Below are 16,766 nucleotides of genomic sequence, written 5' to 3' on the forward strand. Positions count from 1 at the left end.
CAAGCCGCCGATCCACCCGGGCGTCTCAGAATCGTCCTGAACTAGACCGCGCCGGCCACCCATAGCCCCAGCCCACCCAGGAGAAGATCATGGTTTGGCAAGGAAACTATTCGAAGATCTTCGTCGGCGGTGACTGGGTTGATCCCGACTCCAGCGAGTCCCTCGAGGTCGTGTCCCCAGCCACAGAGCGGGTAATCGCGCGTGTGCCCGCAGGATCCACGTCCGACATGGACCTTGCCGTGGCTTCAGCACGGCAAGCATTCGACTCGGGGCCCTGGCCGCGTGCGTCCTTGGAGGAACGTATTTCGGTGTTGCAGCGGCTCAGCACCCTGTTCGGCCAGAATGAGGACTTGCTTGCCGGTCTGGTCACCGCCGAGATGGGCTGCCCGATCAGTCTGTCGAGGACTCTGCAGTCCCAGGCGCCGCGGTTCAGCATCGACAACTACGTTGACGTCGCGCGCCACTTCCCGTTCAGCAGGCTGCAACGGTCGAAGAACGGAAACGCCCTCGTCCTACGAGAGCCGGTCGGCGTCGTGGCGGCCATCATTCCGTGGAACGCTCCACAACTGGTCGCGATGCAGAAGATCGTTCCGGCCTTGCTGGCGGGTTGCACCGTGGTGTTGAAGCCGTCCCCGGAAACACCCTTGGACTCCTACTTGTTGGGCGAGATGTTGCAGGAGGCAGGGCTCCCGGACGGAGCGGTGAACATCGTGCCGGCGGACAGAGACGTGAGCGAATACCTCGTCACCCATCCCGGAGTGGACAAAGTGACGTTCACTGGTTCGACGGTCGCAGGACGGCGGATTGCGGCGCTGTGCGGTCACGATCTCCGTCGGGTGACCTTGGAATTGGGTGGTAAATCAGCTGCCATCGTCCTCGATGACGCCGATCTCGATGCGACCATTGAGTCGTTGCGAATCGTGTCGTTCCGGAACTCGGGTCAAATTTGTAGTAACAAGACGCGTGTGATCGTCTCGAAGGCTCGAGAATGCGAGATGGTCGAACGGCTTACCGCGATGGCGCAGTCCTACACAGTGGGTGATCCGATGGATCCGTCGACCGAAATGGGACCGCTAGTGACAGCGCGTCAACGTGACCGAGTCGAGGGATACATCGAAAGCGGACGCATCGAAGGCGCCAAACTCATCACAGGGGGTGGACGGCCGCACGGCTTCGACACGGGGTGGTACGTCGAGCCTACGATATTCGCCAATGTAGCGCCGACCATGAAAATCGCGCGAGAAGAGATCTTCGGCCCCGTAGTGAGCGTGCTTACCTACGACGACGAGGACGGTGCGGTCGAGCTGGCCAATGACTCCGAGTACGGGCTCAACGGCTCCGTCTTCACTGCCGACGTCGATCGGGGATTGTCGATCGCCCGCCGTATTCGCACCGGAGCCGTGGAGCTCAATGGACACCCCGTCGGAATCAGCGCTCCCATTGGTGGATTCAAGTGCAGCGGTCTGGGCCGGGAGCAGGGCGTCGAGGGACTCGGGGCCTATACCGAGTTCAAATCCGTCGGTCTTTCGCAGTCGATGGCGGATTCCTTCACATAGGCTGATCGCATCCATGAGACGGTTGATGGCCCTGCGCCATCGGAGACGACGTCCGACCGAGGAATGGTGGGGACACGGCCGCGAAAGGAGCGGTCCGGCGGGCTTGGTCGTCAAGTACGAACGCCGCTGCAGCGCGGCGCTATTCGGTCAAGCCGACGGCTGAAGCGGGGCAAAGGTGTGCGCGAAATCGCATTCGGCGGCATCGGCGTCGAAACGACGAGGATCCGCGATTTCGTGTGGAAAGGGCCTACTCGCTTCGAGGACGGCAACGTAGTCGAAACCACTCTCGTTCTCGCCCACGAACATTCTGACCTGGGTCACGTGTTGAAACGTCGCCGCCGCGGAAAGAGCAGCGTTTGCAACGGTTTCGTCGTTTCGCTGCCGTACCCCCCGCCAGCGAGCTATCAAAACCTCGCTGACCGTTCCATTCCCACCTGTGGGTAAGCAGTGGGGTATCGCATCGCTGCGTTCGCCTACGAAACGCCAGCGAGCGCTAGCGCCAGCATTGATCCGGCAGGTCCATGGCGAGTTGTTTTGACCCGAAATAGCCTGATACGCCGCACTTTGCAGCACTGAGATGTCGTCGACGTCGTAGACGCACAGCGCCGGCAGTGGAGACGTCCTACTCTCGAATCGAAGAGCCGACCGAAAGCCGGGAATCCGCAACCGCTCGGGAAAGTGCTCTTTGGCCAACCAAGCGCTGAACTCCGTGTCTCTAATGCCGTCCGGATTCTTCATGGTCAACAACAACGCGTTGACTTCGCGCATCTCTGTGATCCTTTGTTGTGATCGAACATTCTTGAATACCGTGCCCGCGTGGCCGACGCAGGACTCTGGCGCCGCACCTAGCCGTCCAATTTAGTAGGCGCCCATCCAGAATTATGACCTACCCGAGGCGCTCGGGCAGGCACGTCCACGCTGGCTCCGGGGCATGGAATGGCATCTGCTTGACGCCTCGAAGGAGCCCGGCGCGCGGCTACGCCCAGATGCCTCTGGGGGCGCATACCTCTCACTTGTGCTGGGGCCGTGGGAATTTCGACTCAGGCGTCGTCGTAGACACGTGCCGCGGCCAGCTGTTAGGCTCCTCACCACGTTCTAAATGGCGGACGGCAACCATAATACTGCACACGGTCTTGGGGGGCGAGCGATGACGATTCTGGAGACAATGGCTGCGGCGGTGCCTCGGGCTCGTCCGTGGGTCGATGTGAAGTATAGGTTTCCCAGTAGGTTCATGGTCAGCTGGATTGCGATGGCCTTGGTGGTCTCAGGTGTCGCATGGCTGCAGCCCGCTGCATTCGCTGGACCTTCGATCAGATTGATCACCGCCATCGTGGGTGTGCTCCTGCTGGCGAGTCTGGGTCAGCTGCTCTTGGTGATGCTGGGTTCAATCGACCTCTCGGTAGCGTCGTTGATCACGCTTAGCGCTGCTGTAAACGTGCACTACCTCGCCTCGCTGGGGGCGGGGGCCGGCTTCATCCTCGCAGTGGTGCTGTGTATGGGTATCAGCGTGTTGAATGGTGTGCTCATCACCGTCAGTCGACTCAACTCTTTGATTGTTACCTTGGCGGTCAACACGGTCGTGTCGGCATCGCTGCTGCTGTGGATGGGGCAGACGTTCTCAACAGATGGACAAGCTCCGTCATGGCTTAGAAGCGTTGGCACCGCCTACGTTCACAACGTAAGCGCGATTCTCGTCATCGCGGTGGTTCTTTCGATGTTCCTGGCGGGGTTCATTGGGCGCACTCGAGCCGGCCGACGGCTGGTGGCCACCGGAGCCAATCGTCAGGCTGCACGATTCCTAGGGGTGAGAATCCATCGGCTGTCGCTGTCGACGTTCGCGGCCGCCGGTTTCCTTTACGCCATAGCGGGCTCATTGCTCGCCGGATTCGTCCGCGTACCCAACGCAGACCTGGGGACGCCCTACATGCTATCCACGGTGACTGCCGTAGCCATGGCAGGCGCGCTGTTCTCCGGGGGGCCGGTCAGCGTGTCCTCACTGATGGCGGCATGCATCGTTCTGCAGGTGCTCGATCAAGCTCTTGCGATCCAGAACCTCAGTCCCGGTGTGCGGCTTATGGTTCAAGGCGTTGTGCTCATCTGCGCAATCGCGGCGGAGACGCTCCTGCGCCTGGGGCGACGAGGATGGAACGGTTTGCGAAACTCAGCTCCGCCCCGGCGTAGCGGACCAACGCAGTTGACGACTGATCAGTCCGCCATCCTTGCTCGTTGACGCGCGGCGGTCTGGGACGGAGCCGCACCCACCTAGAGACGAGAGTAGCGCGGGCAGGCCCCCGCCAAGGATTGTGTAGTTCAGGACCCGGCATGTGTCGGCTACCCAATCACCGATGCTGAGGGCGCCGCGTGGGGCGACGAACGCGTACGTAGATTGCGTCGGTGGGGAAGGCTGCAGTCATCTTCTGAACACTGGAAACACCTGCGTGAAGACCATTACCCCTACAGGGGTACGGGTTGCGCGACGACTCGCACGGCCTGAACTACGAAGGCCTCGAACCCCCTGTGAATGCGCGGCTGCGCTGGTCCTCCGCTGACCTGGCCCGTAATGCGCGCCAAGGGCAACATCGGCGGCCGGCGGCTCGCACCCCATTTGAGAGATGCGTTGCTCCTGAGCAACTTTGGGTCCACAAGCAATTGTCGACGACGTTGCTCGTCACGTGACGAAACACCGGGTGCGGATCCCCGTCAGGGCGGGTACTGATCCGAGACGGCTGTGATGCGGGTCCCGGCGTCGTGCAGCATGCGGGCGGCGCCGCGGCCGCGGGCTACCTGCGCGGGCGGCCGACGTGCTGAGGGGTCGGAGGTGTATGCCCGGTCCGACCACCCGCCGCAGGCGGGCGATGACCGAGCAGGCCGCCGCCACAGTCGATCAAGCGTGCCGCTCCGTGCGGCTTCCCACCATCCGATCCCGTTTCACCGAGATCGCCAACGCAGCCGAACGCGAGCAGCTGACCTACCGCGGCTTCCTGGGCCGACTGAAATGGTGGCAGCGTTGATCGCAGGGTTGGCGTCGAAGTCGAAGTCGAAGTCGAAGTCGAAGTCGGCCAGCTACTCTCTGCTCGCCGAGTGCGACGACTGTTCGCGGGAAAACCTGCGGCCCCAACGCGACGGACGGTGCGGCGCCGATCACCTGGTTCGCAACGAATGGATCAAGAATGGTGAACCGCTGTGTTTGATCGGTGATAGAGGTACCGGGCAGACCCACCTACTCATCGGATTGGGTACCGTCGCCGCCCAAGACGGCTTCCGGGTCCGTCACAGATTGGCCACCAAACTGGTCAACGAAGTCGTCGAAGCGGCCGACGAACGCCAACTGGCCAACACCATCGTCCGCTCCGGTGGGGTGGATTTGCTCTGTACCGACGAGCTGGGCTACGGGCGACTCGACCGCCGTGGCCCAGAGATGCGATTTCAGGACCTCATCGAACGGGAGGAAACTGGCAGCGGGGCGATCGCCAGCAATGAGTCGTTCTCGGGCTGGACGAAGACCTTTACCGATCCGCGGCTCTGCGCAGCGATCGTCGACCGATTGACTTCGCCGACAACACAATCGAAACCGGCACCCAGTCCTACCCGCCTCGCCCGCGCCACCAGAGCCAACACCTAGCCGAGGGCTGGGAACTTCCTCACAGGTGCGCGGTCGTACTACCTGGCACAGAGACAATCAAGAGCGAGCCAGATCCCGGCTTTAGTCGCCGGGAGTAACTCGTGAGGGTGGGGCGACGGGTTCGTCGGAATCTCCTACACGTAGTCGCTGCGCGGCCCCGTCGTGCATCGAAGCGCGAGCGAAGGCCATCAGGTGTAACCGCTGATCGAGCAACTCGTCGAAGACACTCATCGGGGGAACTTCTCCGTACACGCCGTCGGCGGCGCGGTAGGCGACCAGCACCCGCAACTCGAGGTCGATGATCACCGTCGAACAAAGCCGCATGAACCACTCTCCGACATCGGTCTGGAACAATCAACCAGATAAAGGCAGAGGCCACGCCTTCACCGCCCCCTGTGAGAATCCCGCAATAGGGCACTGCAGTACAGAGACCAGGGAGTGGCCACCGTCGCGGAACATGGACCACGGCACCTGAATCACCCCGGGTTTTGTGCCGATTCCTTCTGAGTTAGGAACGATGACCGTCATGCCGAAGAAGATCGCGCCGGAGGTCCGTGAGCGGGCGTTGCGACTTCTGGAGAACCATGGCGGGGAGTATTCGTCGTTGACCGCGGCGGCCGAGGCCATCGCCCAGCAGGTGGGGTGGGCAACGAAACCGTCCGCCGGTGGGCGCTGCAGGCGCAGATCGACGGCGGCGCCCCTCCGGGTGTCACCTCGGAGGAATCAGCGGAGATCAAGAAGCTCAGGGCCGAGAATCGGCAACTGCGTAGGGATGTCGCGATCCTGAAGGCGGCGACGACTTTCTTCGCGGGGGACTCGGCCCCCGCAACCGATGATCATCGCATTCATCGATCAGATGCGGTCGGCAGGTGCTGCGGTCGAGTCGATCTGCCGAGTTCTGCGCGAACAGGGCTGCCAGATCGCCGCACGCACCTACCGGGCCTGGCGGCTGAAAGTTCTCAAAGTAGATGACATGTTTCTCACAGGAATGGCATCTGCTGGACATTTGTGCCGTCAACTTGTGAAAGCCGTTAGCTGAGCCAGCGTAGTTTTTCGTCGGGCGCCGCCGTTTAGACCCGTCCTGCCACCGTCGCTAGCACCAATGAACGACGCCGAAGCCTTCACGCCGCCCGTCCCGCCTGGCTGCTGCCGCCGAGATGGTTGTTGGCGAGTGGAGAAGGAATTGAGTGCAAGCATCGGGATCAGACACGGTCACTCGTTGCGCAAACGCCAATTCTGCGATTCTCGCCGAGCTGTGCCTCGGCGATCTGAAAGCGATACAGGCACGCGACAGCGTGTTCGTGGCACTCAGTAGACGTGAGATTGGTAGCGACAGTGCCGACCTTCGCGGAACGCACCAGTGTCCTCCCACCGCCAGCTCCACGCGGTTAGAAACCCTTCCGGAGCGGCCCTCGACTCCCGCTCGCCGCTCAGAGAGTTGGGCCAGTTCAGGGCTGCGAGCGGGTCGATAGGGGAGTACTCGTAGCGCACCGGCAGGTTCCCGTCGAAGACGTATTCGACAAGCAGCGCGCCAAGTTGGTCGCGTCTGAAGTAGATCTTGGCGTCGGGGCGCTCTTGGATGTAAGCGGCGTAGCCCTGAGAGCTCATGGCGGTGGCGTCGCCAAAGTGGTGCTGGACCAGCGCGCGTGCCAGGCCCGCGGGTGGATCCATCGATGCTCGTCCAGTTATATCTGGGTAACGCGCTCGTCGAGCGCTGAGGCGAGCTGGGATGGTCAGGTTACTCCCAGATGGGATGATATTGAAGCGCAGGCAGGCGGATGCATGCACCACACCATATGATGCTCAACGTCGAGCCGACAAAAAATGTTATCGCACGGAAGCAGGCTGGCGATGGCAAAGCCCACATTTTCCACACCCCGACCCAAGGGACGCGGTGTGGGGCCCTTCATGGTGGGGTACGTGTATCCGCGCAGCGGCACCGCGGGGATCTATGGTCCGTCGTGCGAGACGTGTGCTGAGCTCGCGGTGGAGAAGATTAACCGAGAGGGCGGGATTCGTGGTCGAGAAGTGGAGCTGTTTCCTATCGACGGCGGCCATAGTGAGCCCGACCGGGTAGCCGCCGAGGTAGGCCGGCTCGTCCGCCACAATGCAATCGATGCCGTCTCAGGATGGCACATCTCGGCAGTCCGAGCAGCGATCGCCGAAACCGTTCGGGGCCGCGTTCCCTACGTCTATGCCGCGCTGCACGAGGGGGGAGCGATCAACCCGGACATCCTCTATGCCGGGGAAGACCCGGCGATGCAGATCGGACCCGCGCTTGGCTGGCTCCGCAATGAGTTGGGGCTGCACCGCTGGATGATCGTTGGTAACGACTACATCTGGCCCACCACTACCGCACGCTACGTCCGTTCATTGGCTCGCGAGCAAGGACTCACGATCCAGAGCGAGCATTACGCTCCGCTATGCACGCAGGACTACTCGGCGATCGTTGAACTCGTTGCGGCCGAACCGCCAGATGGCGTCCTGATGTTGTTGGTCGGACAGGATGCCGTCGCCTTCAACCGTGCCTTTCGCCGGTCAGGGTTGCACAGCGAGGTGGCGCGATTCAGCCCCATTGTGGATGAGAATGTCTTGCTGGCTGCCGAACCCGACGGTAACGAGGGCATGTTCGTCAGTGCAGGCTACTTCGACAGTCTTATGACGACCGCGGCGCTGGACTTCGCAGATTCCTATCACGCACGCTTCGGCAGTGGTTTTGCGGTTCCGCGGCTCAACAGCATCGGCGAATCGTGCTACGAAGCTCTGCTCCTCCTCAGGGAGGTCTTACGCCGACCCAGGTCCGACCACCAACTCGCGTACGAATCGCCCCGGGGTGATATCACGTTGAGTAGCAATCAAATTCGGCAAGACGTGTACCTCGCCGCGGCCAGCGGCTACGACTTCGACGTCATCTGTCGCTTGCCGTCCCCGACGCTAGGTTAATCGGCGATGGGTGACGCCCGCAGCGCCGACCCATCGGCGGGAATGCCGGCGCGACCAAGGTATGCAGCAGCCTCGGCGCGCAGACGTGTCGACTTGTCCACGCTCCAACGCAGCCGCTCAGACATCGCTTCTATCGAATCGCCGTGAATGAAGCTGCACACAACAGCAGCCTTAAGATGCTCGGGGCATGCTTCCAGGTAGGTCTTGACGGCGGTCCACGACACCGCCAGCGTCAACTCGCTGCGATCGGATTCCCGGTTGAGGAAAGGGCCGGCCAGGTTGCCAATTCGCGCCGAGAACGGCATACCGTGGTAGCGAAACACGTTGGGTTTGCCGAGCATCTGCAGGATGACATGGACGCCAAGCATCTCGGCGAAATCTGGATCGCCACCGTCACGGCAACCATAGGTGTATCGGACCGCGTCGCAGGTGTCCTGCAGGCGCTGGAGCCATTCTTGGTAGTCAGCGTCCAGTTGCTTCTGCGTCCCGGTGACCATCTGTGAATCACAACCCCCTTCGTAGTCGATACCCCCCGGGCTGAGCGCTACAGGAGTTGAGACAGCGGACACCGGCACGGAACGCGCTTCCCGCCGCGCACCCCTATGCGGCCGCTAGGAAATAACTACCAGATGGGAGGCTCTCATTCAAGAGGAATATGCACATGCTGGCGACCGTGGGGTGCGGCGACCGGGATACCCCCCGCACTCGCACACCGGCCGTGGGCAGTGCCGTGCCAACATCGTCACCGTTGTGCCGAATTAACGGCGGGTGTCCGTCTGAATATTCGCGTGTGCACGACCACCGCACATGCTCTGCCCACTTCAACTGTGCCGGTTGATGATTAGCGCTGGCGATCCCGCGGGGCGGTCTGCGCGAGCCCTGCAGTGAGGTGTGCGAGTTGTGCAGCGCTCCCCGAAGATTCGACGACAGTTGTCTGGATGCGTCGTTCGGCCGTCGCGCACTTTTCGGCAATGGCGCGGCCTCGCCGGGTCAGTGCAACCACGACCTTACGACGATCGAAGGGATCGGGTTGCCGCAGAACCAATCCCAAGCCGACAAGATGATCGATATGTCGTGTCGAGGAGCTGACGGTGACCGCAGACTGTTCCGCCAACGCGCTCATCGCCATGTATTCGGTGAGGCTCAGGGTCTGAATCAGGCGGAAGTGCTCTAAGGAGATGCCAACACTGTCCAGCGTCGGCCGAATCGCGGCGGCCAGTTCGTGTTCGAACCGCGCGAGCAGAAGCAGGAGGCCTTCAGACTGGGTCATCGAGTTCTGCTCCGCACAAAGGGAATCGCCTTGTCGGGACGAGTCACGGCAGGCACGAAGCACAATCTAACATGGGTTGGCTTCGCGTCCGGTCGAGCGCGCCGACACCCTCCGCGTACTGCCTGCGGCATCTGGGGAGCCGTATCGATCCCGTCCCCGGCTGAGGCGAGCGCCGGTCCACCACGCGGGTTACGCACACTTAACACAAGTGACACAGTACTGACTCCTGATACTGAAAATCTACCTGTACTCCCAAATAGAAATAAATGAAATGGGAAGTTTTCGGCTCACGCTGAATGGATTGAGTTCGATAACAGCTGTTCAAGCCCAAGAGAACCAGCGCGTGCAGTCCTTCTAGTTGAAGAGAGTGGGTTGATTGGCATGTGGCATGGAGACATTTCCTCCAGTCCGGACACCGTCGGTGTCGCCGTGGTGAACTACAAGATGCCGCGGCTACACACCAAGGCGGAGGTCCTGCAGAACGCGACACGAATCGCCGAGATGGTCGTCGGGATCAAGCAGGGCCTACCGGGGATGGACCTGATTGTGTTCCCGGAGTACTCGACGCAGGGAATCATGTATGACGAGGCCGAGATGTACGCGACGGCCTCAGCGGTGCCCGGCGAAGAAACGCAGATCTTCGCCAAGGCTTGCCGCGAAGCCAAGACGTGGGGAGTGTTCTCCCTGACTGGGGAACAGCACGAAGACCACCCGAACAAGCCACCGTACAACACCCTCATCCTGATGAACGATCAGGGCGAGATCGTGCAGAAGTACCGCAAGGTGATGCCGTGGACCCCGATCGAACCCTGGTATCCCGGCTCGGACACCTATGTCAGCACCGGCCCCAAGGGGATGAAGGTCTCTCTGATCGTCTGCGACGACGGGAACTACCCCGAGATCTGGCGTGACGTGGCCATGAAAGGTGCCGAACTCGTCGTCCGCGGCCAGGGCTACATGTACCCCGCCGCCGAGCAGACCGTTCTCATGGCCAAGGCCATGGCATGGTCCAACAACTGCTACGTCGCGGTGGCCAACGCTGCCGGATTCGACGGCGTCTACACCTACTTCGGGCATTCCTCCATCATCGGCTTCGACGGCCGCACCCTCGGAGAGACCGGCGCCGAGGAGTACGGAATCCAGTACGCCCAGCTGTCGGTCTCGGCGATCCGCGACGCCCGCAAGACCGGGCAATCGCAAAATCACCTGTTCAAGCTATTGCACCGCGGCTACACCGGCGTGCTGGCGGCCGGGGACGGCGACAAGGGGATTGCCGACTGCCCCTTCGACTTCTACAAGCTGTGGGTCAACGATGCCCAAAAGGCCCAGGAGAACGTCGAATCGTTTACGCGGGACACCATCGGAGTCGCCGAGTGCCCGGTCGGTCAGCTGCCCTATGAGATGGTGACCGAGGCGTGAGGGTCCCTCAACGTGTTGCGGTCCATTCTGCTCGGCCATGAGCATCGAAGATGCTCTGGGCCAACGGGTTCGGGGTCAATCCCACGCTGTCGCCGCGGTGGCGCGGACGCTATCCATCGCATCGGCGGGCCTCACCCCGCCGGAGCGGCCGCTGTCGGTGCTGTTGTTAACCGGGCCCACTGGTGTTGGCAAGACCTCCATGGTGCAGGCGGTCGCGTCCACACTGCGCGGCCGCCCCGATGACTTCTGTCGCATCGACATGAGTGCACTAGCTCAAGAGCATTACGCGGCGTCCTTCTCCGGTGCGCCGCCGGGCTATGCAGGCAGCAAGGAGGGGCACTCCTTGTTCGATCGCGACCGGATCGACGGCAATCCGATGCAAGCCGGGATCGTGCTGTTCGACGAGGTCGAGAAGGCTCACCCGGTGGTGTTGCGGGCATTGCTGGGCCTGCTCGACAGCGGGATGCTGCGACTCAGTGCCGGAACCGGCAGCATCGATTTCCGCAACTGCCACGTCTTCATGACGTCGAACTTGGGCAGCCGTGCACTGCTCGAGCAGGCCAACCGACGTTGGCGGCCGCGGTGGCGTACGCAGCGTTCGCCGGTGGCCGCGGCCGTCAAAAGCTTCTTCGAGCCTGAGTTCCTCAACCGCATCGACGAAGTCATCGAATTCGTCCCCCTGACGCCAGCCGTCGCGGCCGAGATCATCGACATCGAGATCGGCCGCGTCGCCGCGGCATTGGCCCGTCGCGGCATCGACCTGACGGTGTCGGGCGAGGCGCGTCATGCCCTGGTCGACACCGGCTTCGACCGCGAGTTCGGTGCACGCGCACTGCACCGGACGGTACGGACCAAGCTCCTGGGCCCCCTGGCCTCGGCGACCAGCAAGGCCTCTGACGCACCACGGCCTCAGGCGATCGCCGTGGATCTCACGGCGGGTGGCGCCCTCGTGTGCCGTCGCAGCGAGGAAGTCTCGGCAAAGGAGGCGAAGACCCGAAACTCCGTGTGCGCCTGAGCACGCGTCTACCAGAGCATTCCGTCGACGGCGGGATCCGCATCACCTCATGACAACGAAGACCCGAGAGGAACACCATGTCTGCCAATGGACACGACCACGGACACGACCACAGTCACGCTCCCTGCGACAGCGAGAGCGCAGGATTGACCACCGACACCGCCCGCATCGAGGCGCTCATCTCCGACGGGGTGCACCGCATCGGTGACCACGAAGGGCCGTTCTCCCTGCACGTCCTGGGAATCGGGAAAACCGGCGCCAACATCGTCCAAGCGATCCTGGAGGCATACCCGGGCAGCGGCGAGACGGTGCCCGTCAACGCTCTGGCGATCGACATCGGCGACGCCGAACTGGCCCCTGTCCGCAAGGCCGGCGAGGCCACACCGGACGCGGTCACCGTCGACACGGCCGACATCCCCGCCCTGGACAACGCAACGTTGTTCTCCGGACTTCGCCGCTACCGGGAGTTCCTCAAGACCGAGTACCCGCGCTACTACTGGAACCCCAACTACGAGCCATGGCTGCCCAATGACTTGGAGATTCCGGCCGCCGGCGAGCACTTCCCACGCTCCGTGTCCAAGGGCCTCTACGGCGTGGACTACTACACCGGAGGCCCCGTCGCGACCGCCTTGGATGGTTTCGCCGACAAAGTGATGGCCAGCACCGAGACGCCGCTGGTGATTATCGCCTTCTCCATCGTCGGCGGCACCGGCAGCGGCATCGTCGTCGAACTGGCCCGGCACCTGTCCAACATTCGGCTGGGACGCCGGGCGCTGGTGCTGGGCCTGGGTGTGCTGCCTTCGACCTCCGATGCCGACGAACTCAACGACGGCCGGGCCTTCATCGCGCTCAACGAATTGGACTGCATGGTCGATGCGGACAAGAACAAGGGCGTGATGGCGGTCTGGGGCGATTTGTACAAAAATCCGTTCACTGCAGGCTTTTTCGCCGTGCCGCAGGATGCGGCCGTCCAGGCCGAGGGCAGCCTCGACGCGGCGCACGCAGCGATCGACACCGGCATCGCCGACTTCCTCCTGCGCGACGGCGGCACTCACCTCTATGAGTCGATCAAGGGGCTGAATTGGATGAACGTTCCCGCCAACGCTTGGCACCCGGCCACCCGCGGAGATCAAACCGACAGGTGGATCAACCTGCTCTGCGTCGGCGCCAAGCCTGGCGAACCGCTGATCACCACGGAGCTCAGTGCCACTGCGGAACCGGAGTTCGCCGAGATTCGGCTCTTCGGCACCGATCAGGCCACCGCTGATGGCGCCTTCGGAGACCTCGCCGCGACGGTGTCGCCCACGGTGGGACCCAATGTGCTCAGCTTCCCCGCCTCCGGAGTCCCCGCGGTCACGGCGTTCATTCCACGGCTGAGCAAGCTGGGCTTGAGCCTGTTCCTCCCGGCCCGCGAAGGCTATGACGCGATGGATTGGGAATCCAAGCTGATGCGCCACTCCTGGCTGCTGGATCTGGGCGTGCTGCTGTGTGAGCCGTCCACCCGCTTCGAGGGTGTCGGTGGCGAATGCCTCCTGGGTTGCGCCTGCTGGGTGGTCGTCCCCCATGCCGCCATCCGTGGTGACGTCGTCGAGATCGTGTCGGTGTGATGAGCACCCCCACGACGTTGGATTGGCCTGCGGCCGTGGCCAAGTACCACGACGGCGCCGACGTCGACACGTTGCCGGGCGGGGCCAAGATCACCGTGAGCGGAGCCGACGACGAACGCATCTACGTCAAGCACCGACTGTGGAGTGCCTCCTTGCAGCGCGTCAACTTGGAGAAGGCCGTCGGGATGGTCGCCGCTGGCTCGATGTCCAAAGTGGCGACCGAATTCATCGACCAGTACCGCACTGTCATCGCCGACGAGCGACCCACAGTCGCTGCCACAGTCCTCAAGGACCTCGGTTACCTCGTTTAGAAAGAAGGGCACTACCATGGCTGAACTCTCGCTATACCACAGCTCCTCGGGCAAGCAAGCGCCGCACTGCATCAACGTCGTCGGCCTCGGCAAGGCCGGTGCGCAGCTCATCGATGCGTTCCTGCGCACCGGGGAGATCGAGGACATGCTCGAAGACCCCCGGGCCCGCTTCACCGCACTCGCCATCGACATTGGTGACGGCGACATGCGCCAGATGGAGCAGTACGCCGACTCCTTCTACTCGCGTCTGACCGATCGCGGCATCCCGACTGAACGCGCCCAAATCCGCACGGTCAGCCTGGAGATCCCCACCGCCGACGAACTCGCCGAGAGCATGGGACGCTTTCCGCAGTTCCTCGGCAAGGAATTTCCGCGGTTCGACTGGCAGCACGCCGACCAGCCGGCCTTCACCTCCTGGTTGGGCACCGACACAATGCCCACCAGCAAGAAGAACTACGTCGGGCAACTGGAAGTGCCCTCAGCAGACGAACACGTCTCCCGGTCACTGGCCAAAGCGATCTATGGTCGCGCTTACTACGACGGGGACCGCCCGCTCTACCAGGAACTGCGGGACTTCGCCGACAGCATCGACGACACTGGCCTGCCCTGCCTGGTTTTCGTCGCCTTCGGCATCGGCGGCGGCACCGGCAGTGGAATGGTCGTCGATCTGGCCCGGCACTTGTCCACGGGTGCGCTGGGACGGCGGGTGCCGGTCGTTGGTATCGGTTTCCTGCCGTGCAGCGGGGATCCGGGCTATCAGCGCGGGGCCTCGGTGTACACCACGCTCAACGAGCTGGACTGCATGCTCGACGAGGTGAAGAACGACCACATCACTTCCATTTGGGGGGACATGTACAAGAACCCGTTCACCGGTGGGTTCATGGCCGTGCCTCAAGAGCAGTCGTGGCAACGCCTGCACCGCTACACCACGATCAAGAAGGGGGTCCTTCCCGAGGTTCGCCATCAGCAGGCGATGCACGTCACCAACAAGTTCGTCGACGACTCGCTGGCCCGCTACATCGTCGCGGATTATGGACGAGAGATCTTCCGCGTCCTGCGGCCCGGAGGGTTCACCGGTGCACCCCATGAGCGGATCAGCTTCGGCGCGCACAATTTCACCGTGTTCAACATCGCCAAACTGATGCATCCCGGCGTAGAAGTTTTGCCTGGCGAGCCGATGAGCAAGTGGCGCAGGACCATTCAAGATTGGGTGGAGTACATCCCGCGTTGGATGGGCATTCGAGAAGGATTCAAGACCGAATATCTGGAGGCGCATACCTTCTCGGCCCGCAACAAGTGGAACCCGTCCCTACAGGCAAAGCTTGAAGAGGTGCTGTCGCGGTACCTGCTCCCCGGCGAGGACGGATTCCTGTTCACGTCCAAGGGCGAGTTCTTCGACGAGCTGACGCTCTACACCAACATAATCGTGCCCGGAGTCGCCAAGGCAGACCTGACCGCGTTCGCCGAGGCACGCGATCTCTACAACGCCATCCCCGACATCGAGAAGGTCGCCGCCAGCTCCTGGCTGCTGGAACTGGGGATCGTGCTTTCCGAACCCTCCGACCAGTTCGAAGGCATGACGGGCAAAGCCCTGCCGGGCTCTGTCGGATGGAACACCGGGATCACCACCGCCACCTTGGCCGGTGCTGATTTACCCGCCACCGCAGTCGAATACACCAACTTCGTGATGACTGCACCGATCAACACCGTCGTCCCGATCGACATCGTCGTCCCCACCCCCTGATCAACTCCGTGATCAGGGCACGTCAAAACGTCCGGAAAGGACACCCAAGATGACCAGTCCCCACCTGTCCGCAAAAGCGGTTCCCGCCGTCAACCTGTCCGCGCTCAGCGCCGTCCTGTGGCTGTCGTTGACAGCATTCTTGGCGTTGATGGCGCTCTACTTCATCGGCCTGGATCAGGGTGCGACGTCACTGTTCGGCAACGACACCCACATCCACGAGTTCGTCCACGATGGACGTCATCTCCTCGGATTCCCCTGCCACTGAACCTGATACGGAGACCGGACACATGGAACGACACATCATCGGGCGCGGGCTACTCGCCGGCGCCCTGGGCGGGGCGGCGGCTATTGCCTTCGCGCGGGTTTTCATCGAACCGGTGATCACCCGTGCCATCGGTTACGAGGACGGCCTTGGCGAGGTTCACGAAGCGGTTCACGGCGGCCACGAACACGGCGTGGAACTGTTCACCCGTGCCGTGCAGGCCAACGTGGGAATGAGCTTTGGCGTACTGGGCTACGCACTGGCGATGGGCGCCCTGTTCGCCGTGGGCTTCAGAGTCCTCTACGGCCGAGCAGGTAGCCTTTCGGCCCGCACGACGTCGGTGTTGCTCGCTGCGGCGATGTTGGTATCGCTCTGGGTCGTCCCGGCTTTGAAGTACCCGCCCAACCCGCCGGCGACCAGCCTGGCCGAGACCATCCAGCAACGGACGATGCTCTACCTGCTCATGGTCGTGCTGTCCTGCACGCTGATGGTGGCTGCTGTCTACCTGGGACGACGACTCGCACCACGGCTGGGCAGCTGGAACGCTACCCTCGCGGCCGCGGGTGCTTACATCGTCGCTGCAGGGATTGTGATGCTGATCCTGCCCAGCATTGATGAGACACCAGGTCCGCTGCGTGACGACGCGGGTGTCATCCTCTACCAGGGATTCCCAGCAGATGATCTCTACCAGTTCCGCTTGCTGAGCCTGGGCACGCAGGTGGTGATGTGGACGACGATCGGACTGGTCTTCGCCAGTCTCGTCGGCCGCATCTTGGACAGCCAACAGCCAAGGCGGCTACACGTCCCAGCCTGAGGATTCGCCGCGTGCCGCCATCGCACAACCGCCGAAGATGGCGGCACGCGGATCCACTGCCCGCTCGAAGCGTCACTACGCCCGCATGGCCGCCACGTCGCCGGATAGGCCGAATGACACCCGAATAGTTCGATCGCCTTAAACAGCGTGCGGCATAAGGCTACTGAGAGCTAAGGGGGGCACCCTGCCGATGAGACAGCCGT

Annotated in this window: 16 protein-coding genes and 2 pseudogenes; 13 read left to right on the plus strand and 5 right to left on the minus strand. The window is 62.6% G+C overall.

What is annotated here, in order from left to right; genetic code table 11:
- Nucleotides 1–89: 89 nt before the first annotated feature.
- Entirely contained in the window at nt 90–1,556 is a 1,467-nt protein-coding gene (locus B1790_RS29905; protein ID WP_079926915.1) for an aldehyde dehydrogenase, read from the plus strand.
- 147 nt (nt 1,557–1,703) lie between these two features.
- On the opposite strand, the gene B1790_RS29910 is transcribed toward B1790_RS29905, so the two are convergent.
- On the minus strand, nt 1,704–2,324 hold the full coding sequence (locus B1790_RS29910; protein ID WP_079926916.1) for a hypothetical protein: 621 nt from the start codon (nt 2,322–2,324) through the stop codon (nt 1,704–1,706).
- Between the two features lie 463 nt (nt 2,325–2,787).
- On the opposite strand from B1790_RS29910, the gene B1790_RS29915 reads away from it, so the two are divergent.
- From B1790_RS29915 to B1790_RS35955, 3 genes and pseudogenes are all read left to right on the plus strand, one after another.
- Nucleotides 2,788–3,786, plus strand: a complete 999-nt coding sequence (locus B1790_RS29915; RefSeq protein ID WP_158083895.1) for an ABC transporter permease — start codon at nt 2,788–2,790, stop codon at nt 3,784–3,786.
- Nucleotides 3,787–4,378: 592 nt separating this feature from the next.
- Nucleotides 4,379–4,567: a hypothetical protein gene (locus B1790_RS35950; RefSeq protein ID WP_198952157.1), complete on the plus strand. Its 189-nt coding sequence runs from the start codon at nt 4,379–4,381 to the stop codon at nt 4,565–4,567.
- Between the two features lie 149 nt (nt 4,568–4,716).
- Nucleotides 4,717–5,276, plus strand: a pseudogene (locus B1790_RS35955) (ATP-binding protein); the annotation flags it as partial.
- Here B1790_RS35955 and B1790_RS29925 read toward each other — a convergent pair.
- Nucleotides 5,260–5,532: a hypothetical protein gene (locus tag B1790_RS29925; RefSeq protein WP_142271576.1), complete on the minus strand. Its 273-nt coding sequence runs from the start codon at nt 5,530–5,532 to the stop codon at nt 5,260–5,262. The pseudogene B1790_RS35955 and the gene B1790_RS29925 overlap by 17 nt on opposite strands.
- A 172-nt stretch (nt 5,533–5,704) precedes the next feature.
- Between B1790_RS29925 and B1790_RS35485 the strand changes: the two are divergent.
- Nucleotides 5,705–6,127 (plus strand): annotated as a pseudogene (locus B1790_RS35485) (IS3 family transposase); the annotation flags it as partial.
- A gap of 359 nt (nt 6,128–6,486) precedes the next feature.
- Here the strand turns inward: B1790_RS35485 and B1790_RS29930 are convergent.
- Nucleotides 6,487–6,849 (minus strand): hypothetical protein, encoded by a 363-nt coding sequence (locus B1790_RS29930; RefSeq protein WP_079926919.1) that lies wholly within the window; start codon nt 6,847–6,849, stop codon nt 6,487–6,489.
- Nucleotides 6,850–7,098: 249 nt separating this feature from the next.
- Between B1790_RS29930 and B1790_RS29935 the strand changes: the two genes are divergently transcribed.
- The gene (locus B1790_RS29935; RefSeq protein WP_233165383.1) at nt 7,099–8,121 is read left to right on the plus strand and encodes a substrate-binding domain-containing protein; all 1,023 of its coding nucleotides are present in this window, start codon (nt 7,099–7,101) and stop codon (nt 8,119–8,121) included.
- Here B1790_RS29935 and B1790_RS29940 read toward each other — a convergent pair.
- Both B1790_RS29940 and B1790_RS29945 read right to left on the minus strand, forming a co-directional pair.
- Nucleotides 8,118–8,618 (minus strand): hypothetical protein, encoded by a 501-nt coding sequence (locus B1790_RS29940; protein WP_079926920.1) that lies wholly within the window; start codon nt 8,616–8,618, stop codon nt 8,118–8,120. The genes B1790_RS29935 and B1790_RS29940 overlap by 4 nt on opposite strands.
- A gap of 344 nt (nt 8,619–8,962) precedes the next feature.
- Nucleotides 8,963–9,391, minus strand: coding sequence for a MarR family winged helix-turn-helix transcriptional regulator (locus tag B1790_RS29945; RefSeq protein ID WP_079926921.1), 429 nt, complete (start codon nt 9,389–9,391; stop codon nt 8,963–8,965).
- Nucleotides 9,392–9,772: 381 nt separating this feature from the next.
- Between B1790_RS29945 and B1790_RS29950 the strand changes: the two genes are divergently transcribed.
- From B1790_RS29950 to B1790_RS29980, 7 genes are all read left to right on the plus strand, one after another.
- A complete protein-coding gene (locus B1790_RS29950) occupies nt 9,773–10,810 on the plus strand; it encodes an aliphatic amidase (RefSeq protein WP_079926922.1) in 1,038 nt (345 codons plus the stop codon).
- A gap of 37 nt (nt 10,811–10,847) precedes the next feature.
- Nucleotides 10,848–11,825 carry an AAA family ATPase gene (locus B1790_RS29955; RefSeq protein WP_079926923.1) on the plus strand — a complete coding sequence of 326 codons (978 nt, stop codon included), beginning with the start codon at nt 10,848–10,850 and terminating at the stop codon, nt 11,823–11,825.
- A gap of 77 nt (nt 11,826–11,902) precedes the next feature.
- On the plus strand, nt 11,903–13,432 hold the full coding sequence (locus B1790_RS29960; RefSeq protein ID WP_079926924.1) for a tubulin-like doman-containing protein: 1,530 nt from the start codon (nt 11,903–11,905) through the stop codon (nt 13,430–13,432).
- Complete coding sequence (locus tag B1790_RS29965; RefSeq protein ID WP_079926925.1) at nt 13,432–13,743, plus strand: hypothetical protein; 312 nt, start codon at nt 13,432–13,434, stop codon at nt 13,741–13,743. Before B1790_RS29960 ends, B1790_RS29965 begins: the two co-directional genes overlap by 1 nt.
- 16 nt (nt 13,744–13,759) lie before the next feature.
- Entirely contained in the window at nt 13,760–15,487 is a 1,728-nt protein-coding gene (locus tag B1790_RS29970; protein ID WP_079926926.1) for a tubulin-like doman-containing protein, read from the plus strand.
- Nucleotides 15,488–15,536: 49 nt separating this feature from the next.
- Nucleotides 15,537–15,752 (plus strand): CbtB-domain containing protein, encoded by a 216-nt coding sequence (locus B1790_RS29975; RefSeq protein WP_079926927.1) that lies wholly within the window; start codon nt 15,537–15,539, stop codon nt 15,750–15,752.
- A 22-nt stretch (nt 15,753–15,774) separates the two neighbouring features.
- On the plus strand, nt 15,775–16,563 hold the full coding sequence (locus B1790_RS29980; RefSeq protein WP_079926928.1) for a CbtA family protein: 789 nt from the start codon (nt 15,775–15,777) through the stop codon (nt 16,561–16,563).
- The last annotated feature ends 203 nt before the right edge of the window (nt 16,564–16,766 follow it).

Origin of the sequence: Mycobacterium sp. AT1, assembly GCF_002043095.1 — a bacterium.
Classification (GTDB): Bacteria; Actinomycetota; Actinomycetes; order Mycobacteriales; family Mycobacteriaceae; genus Mycobacterium.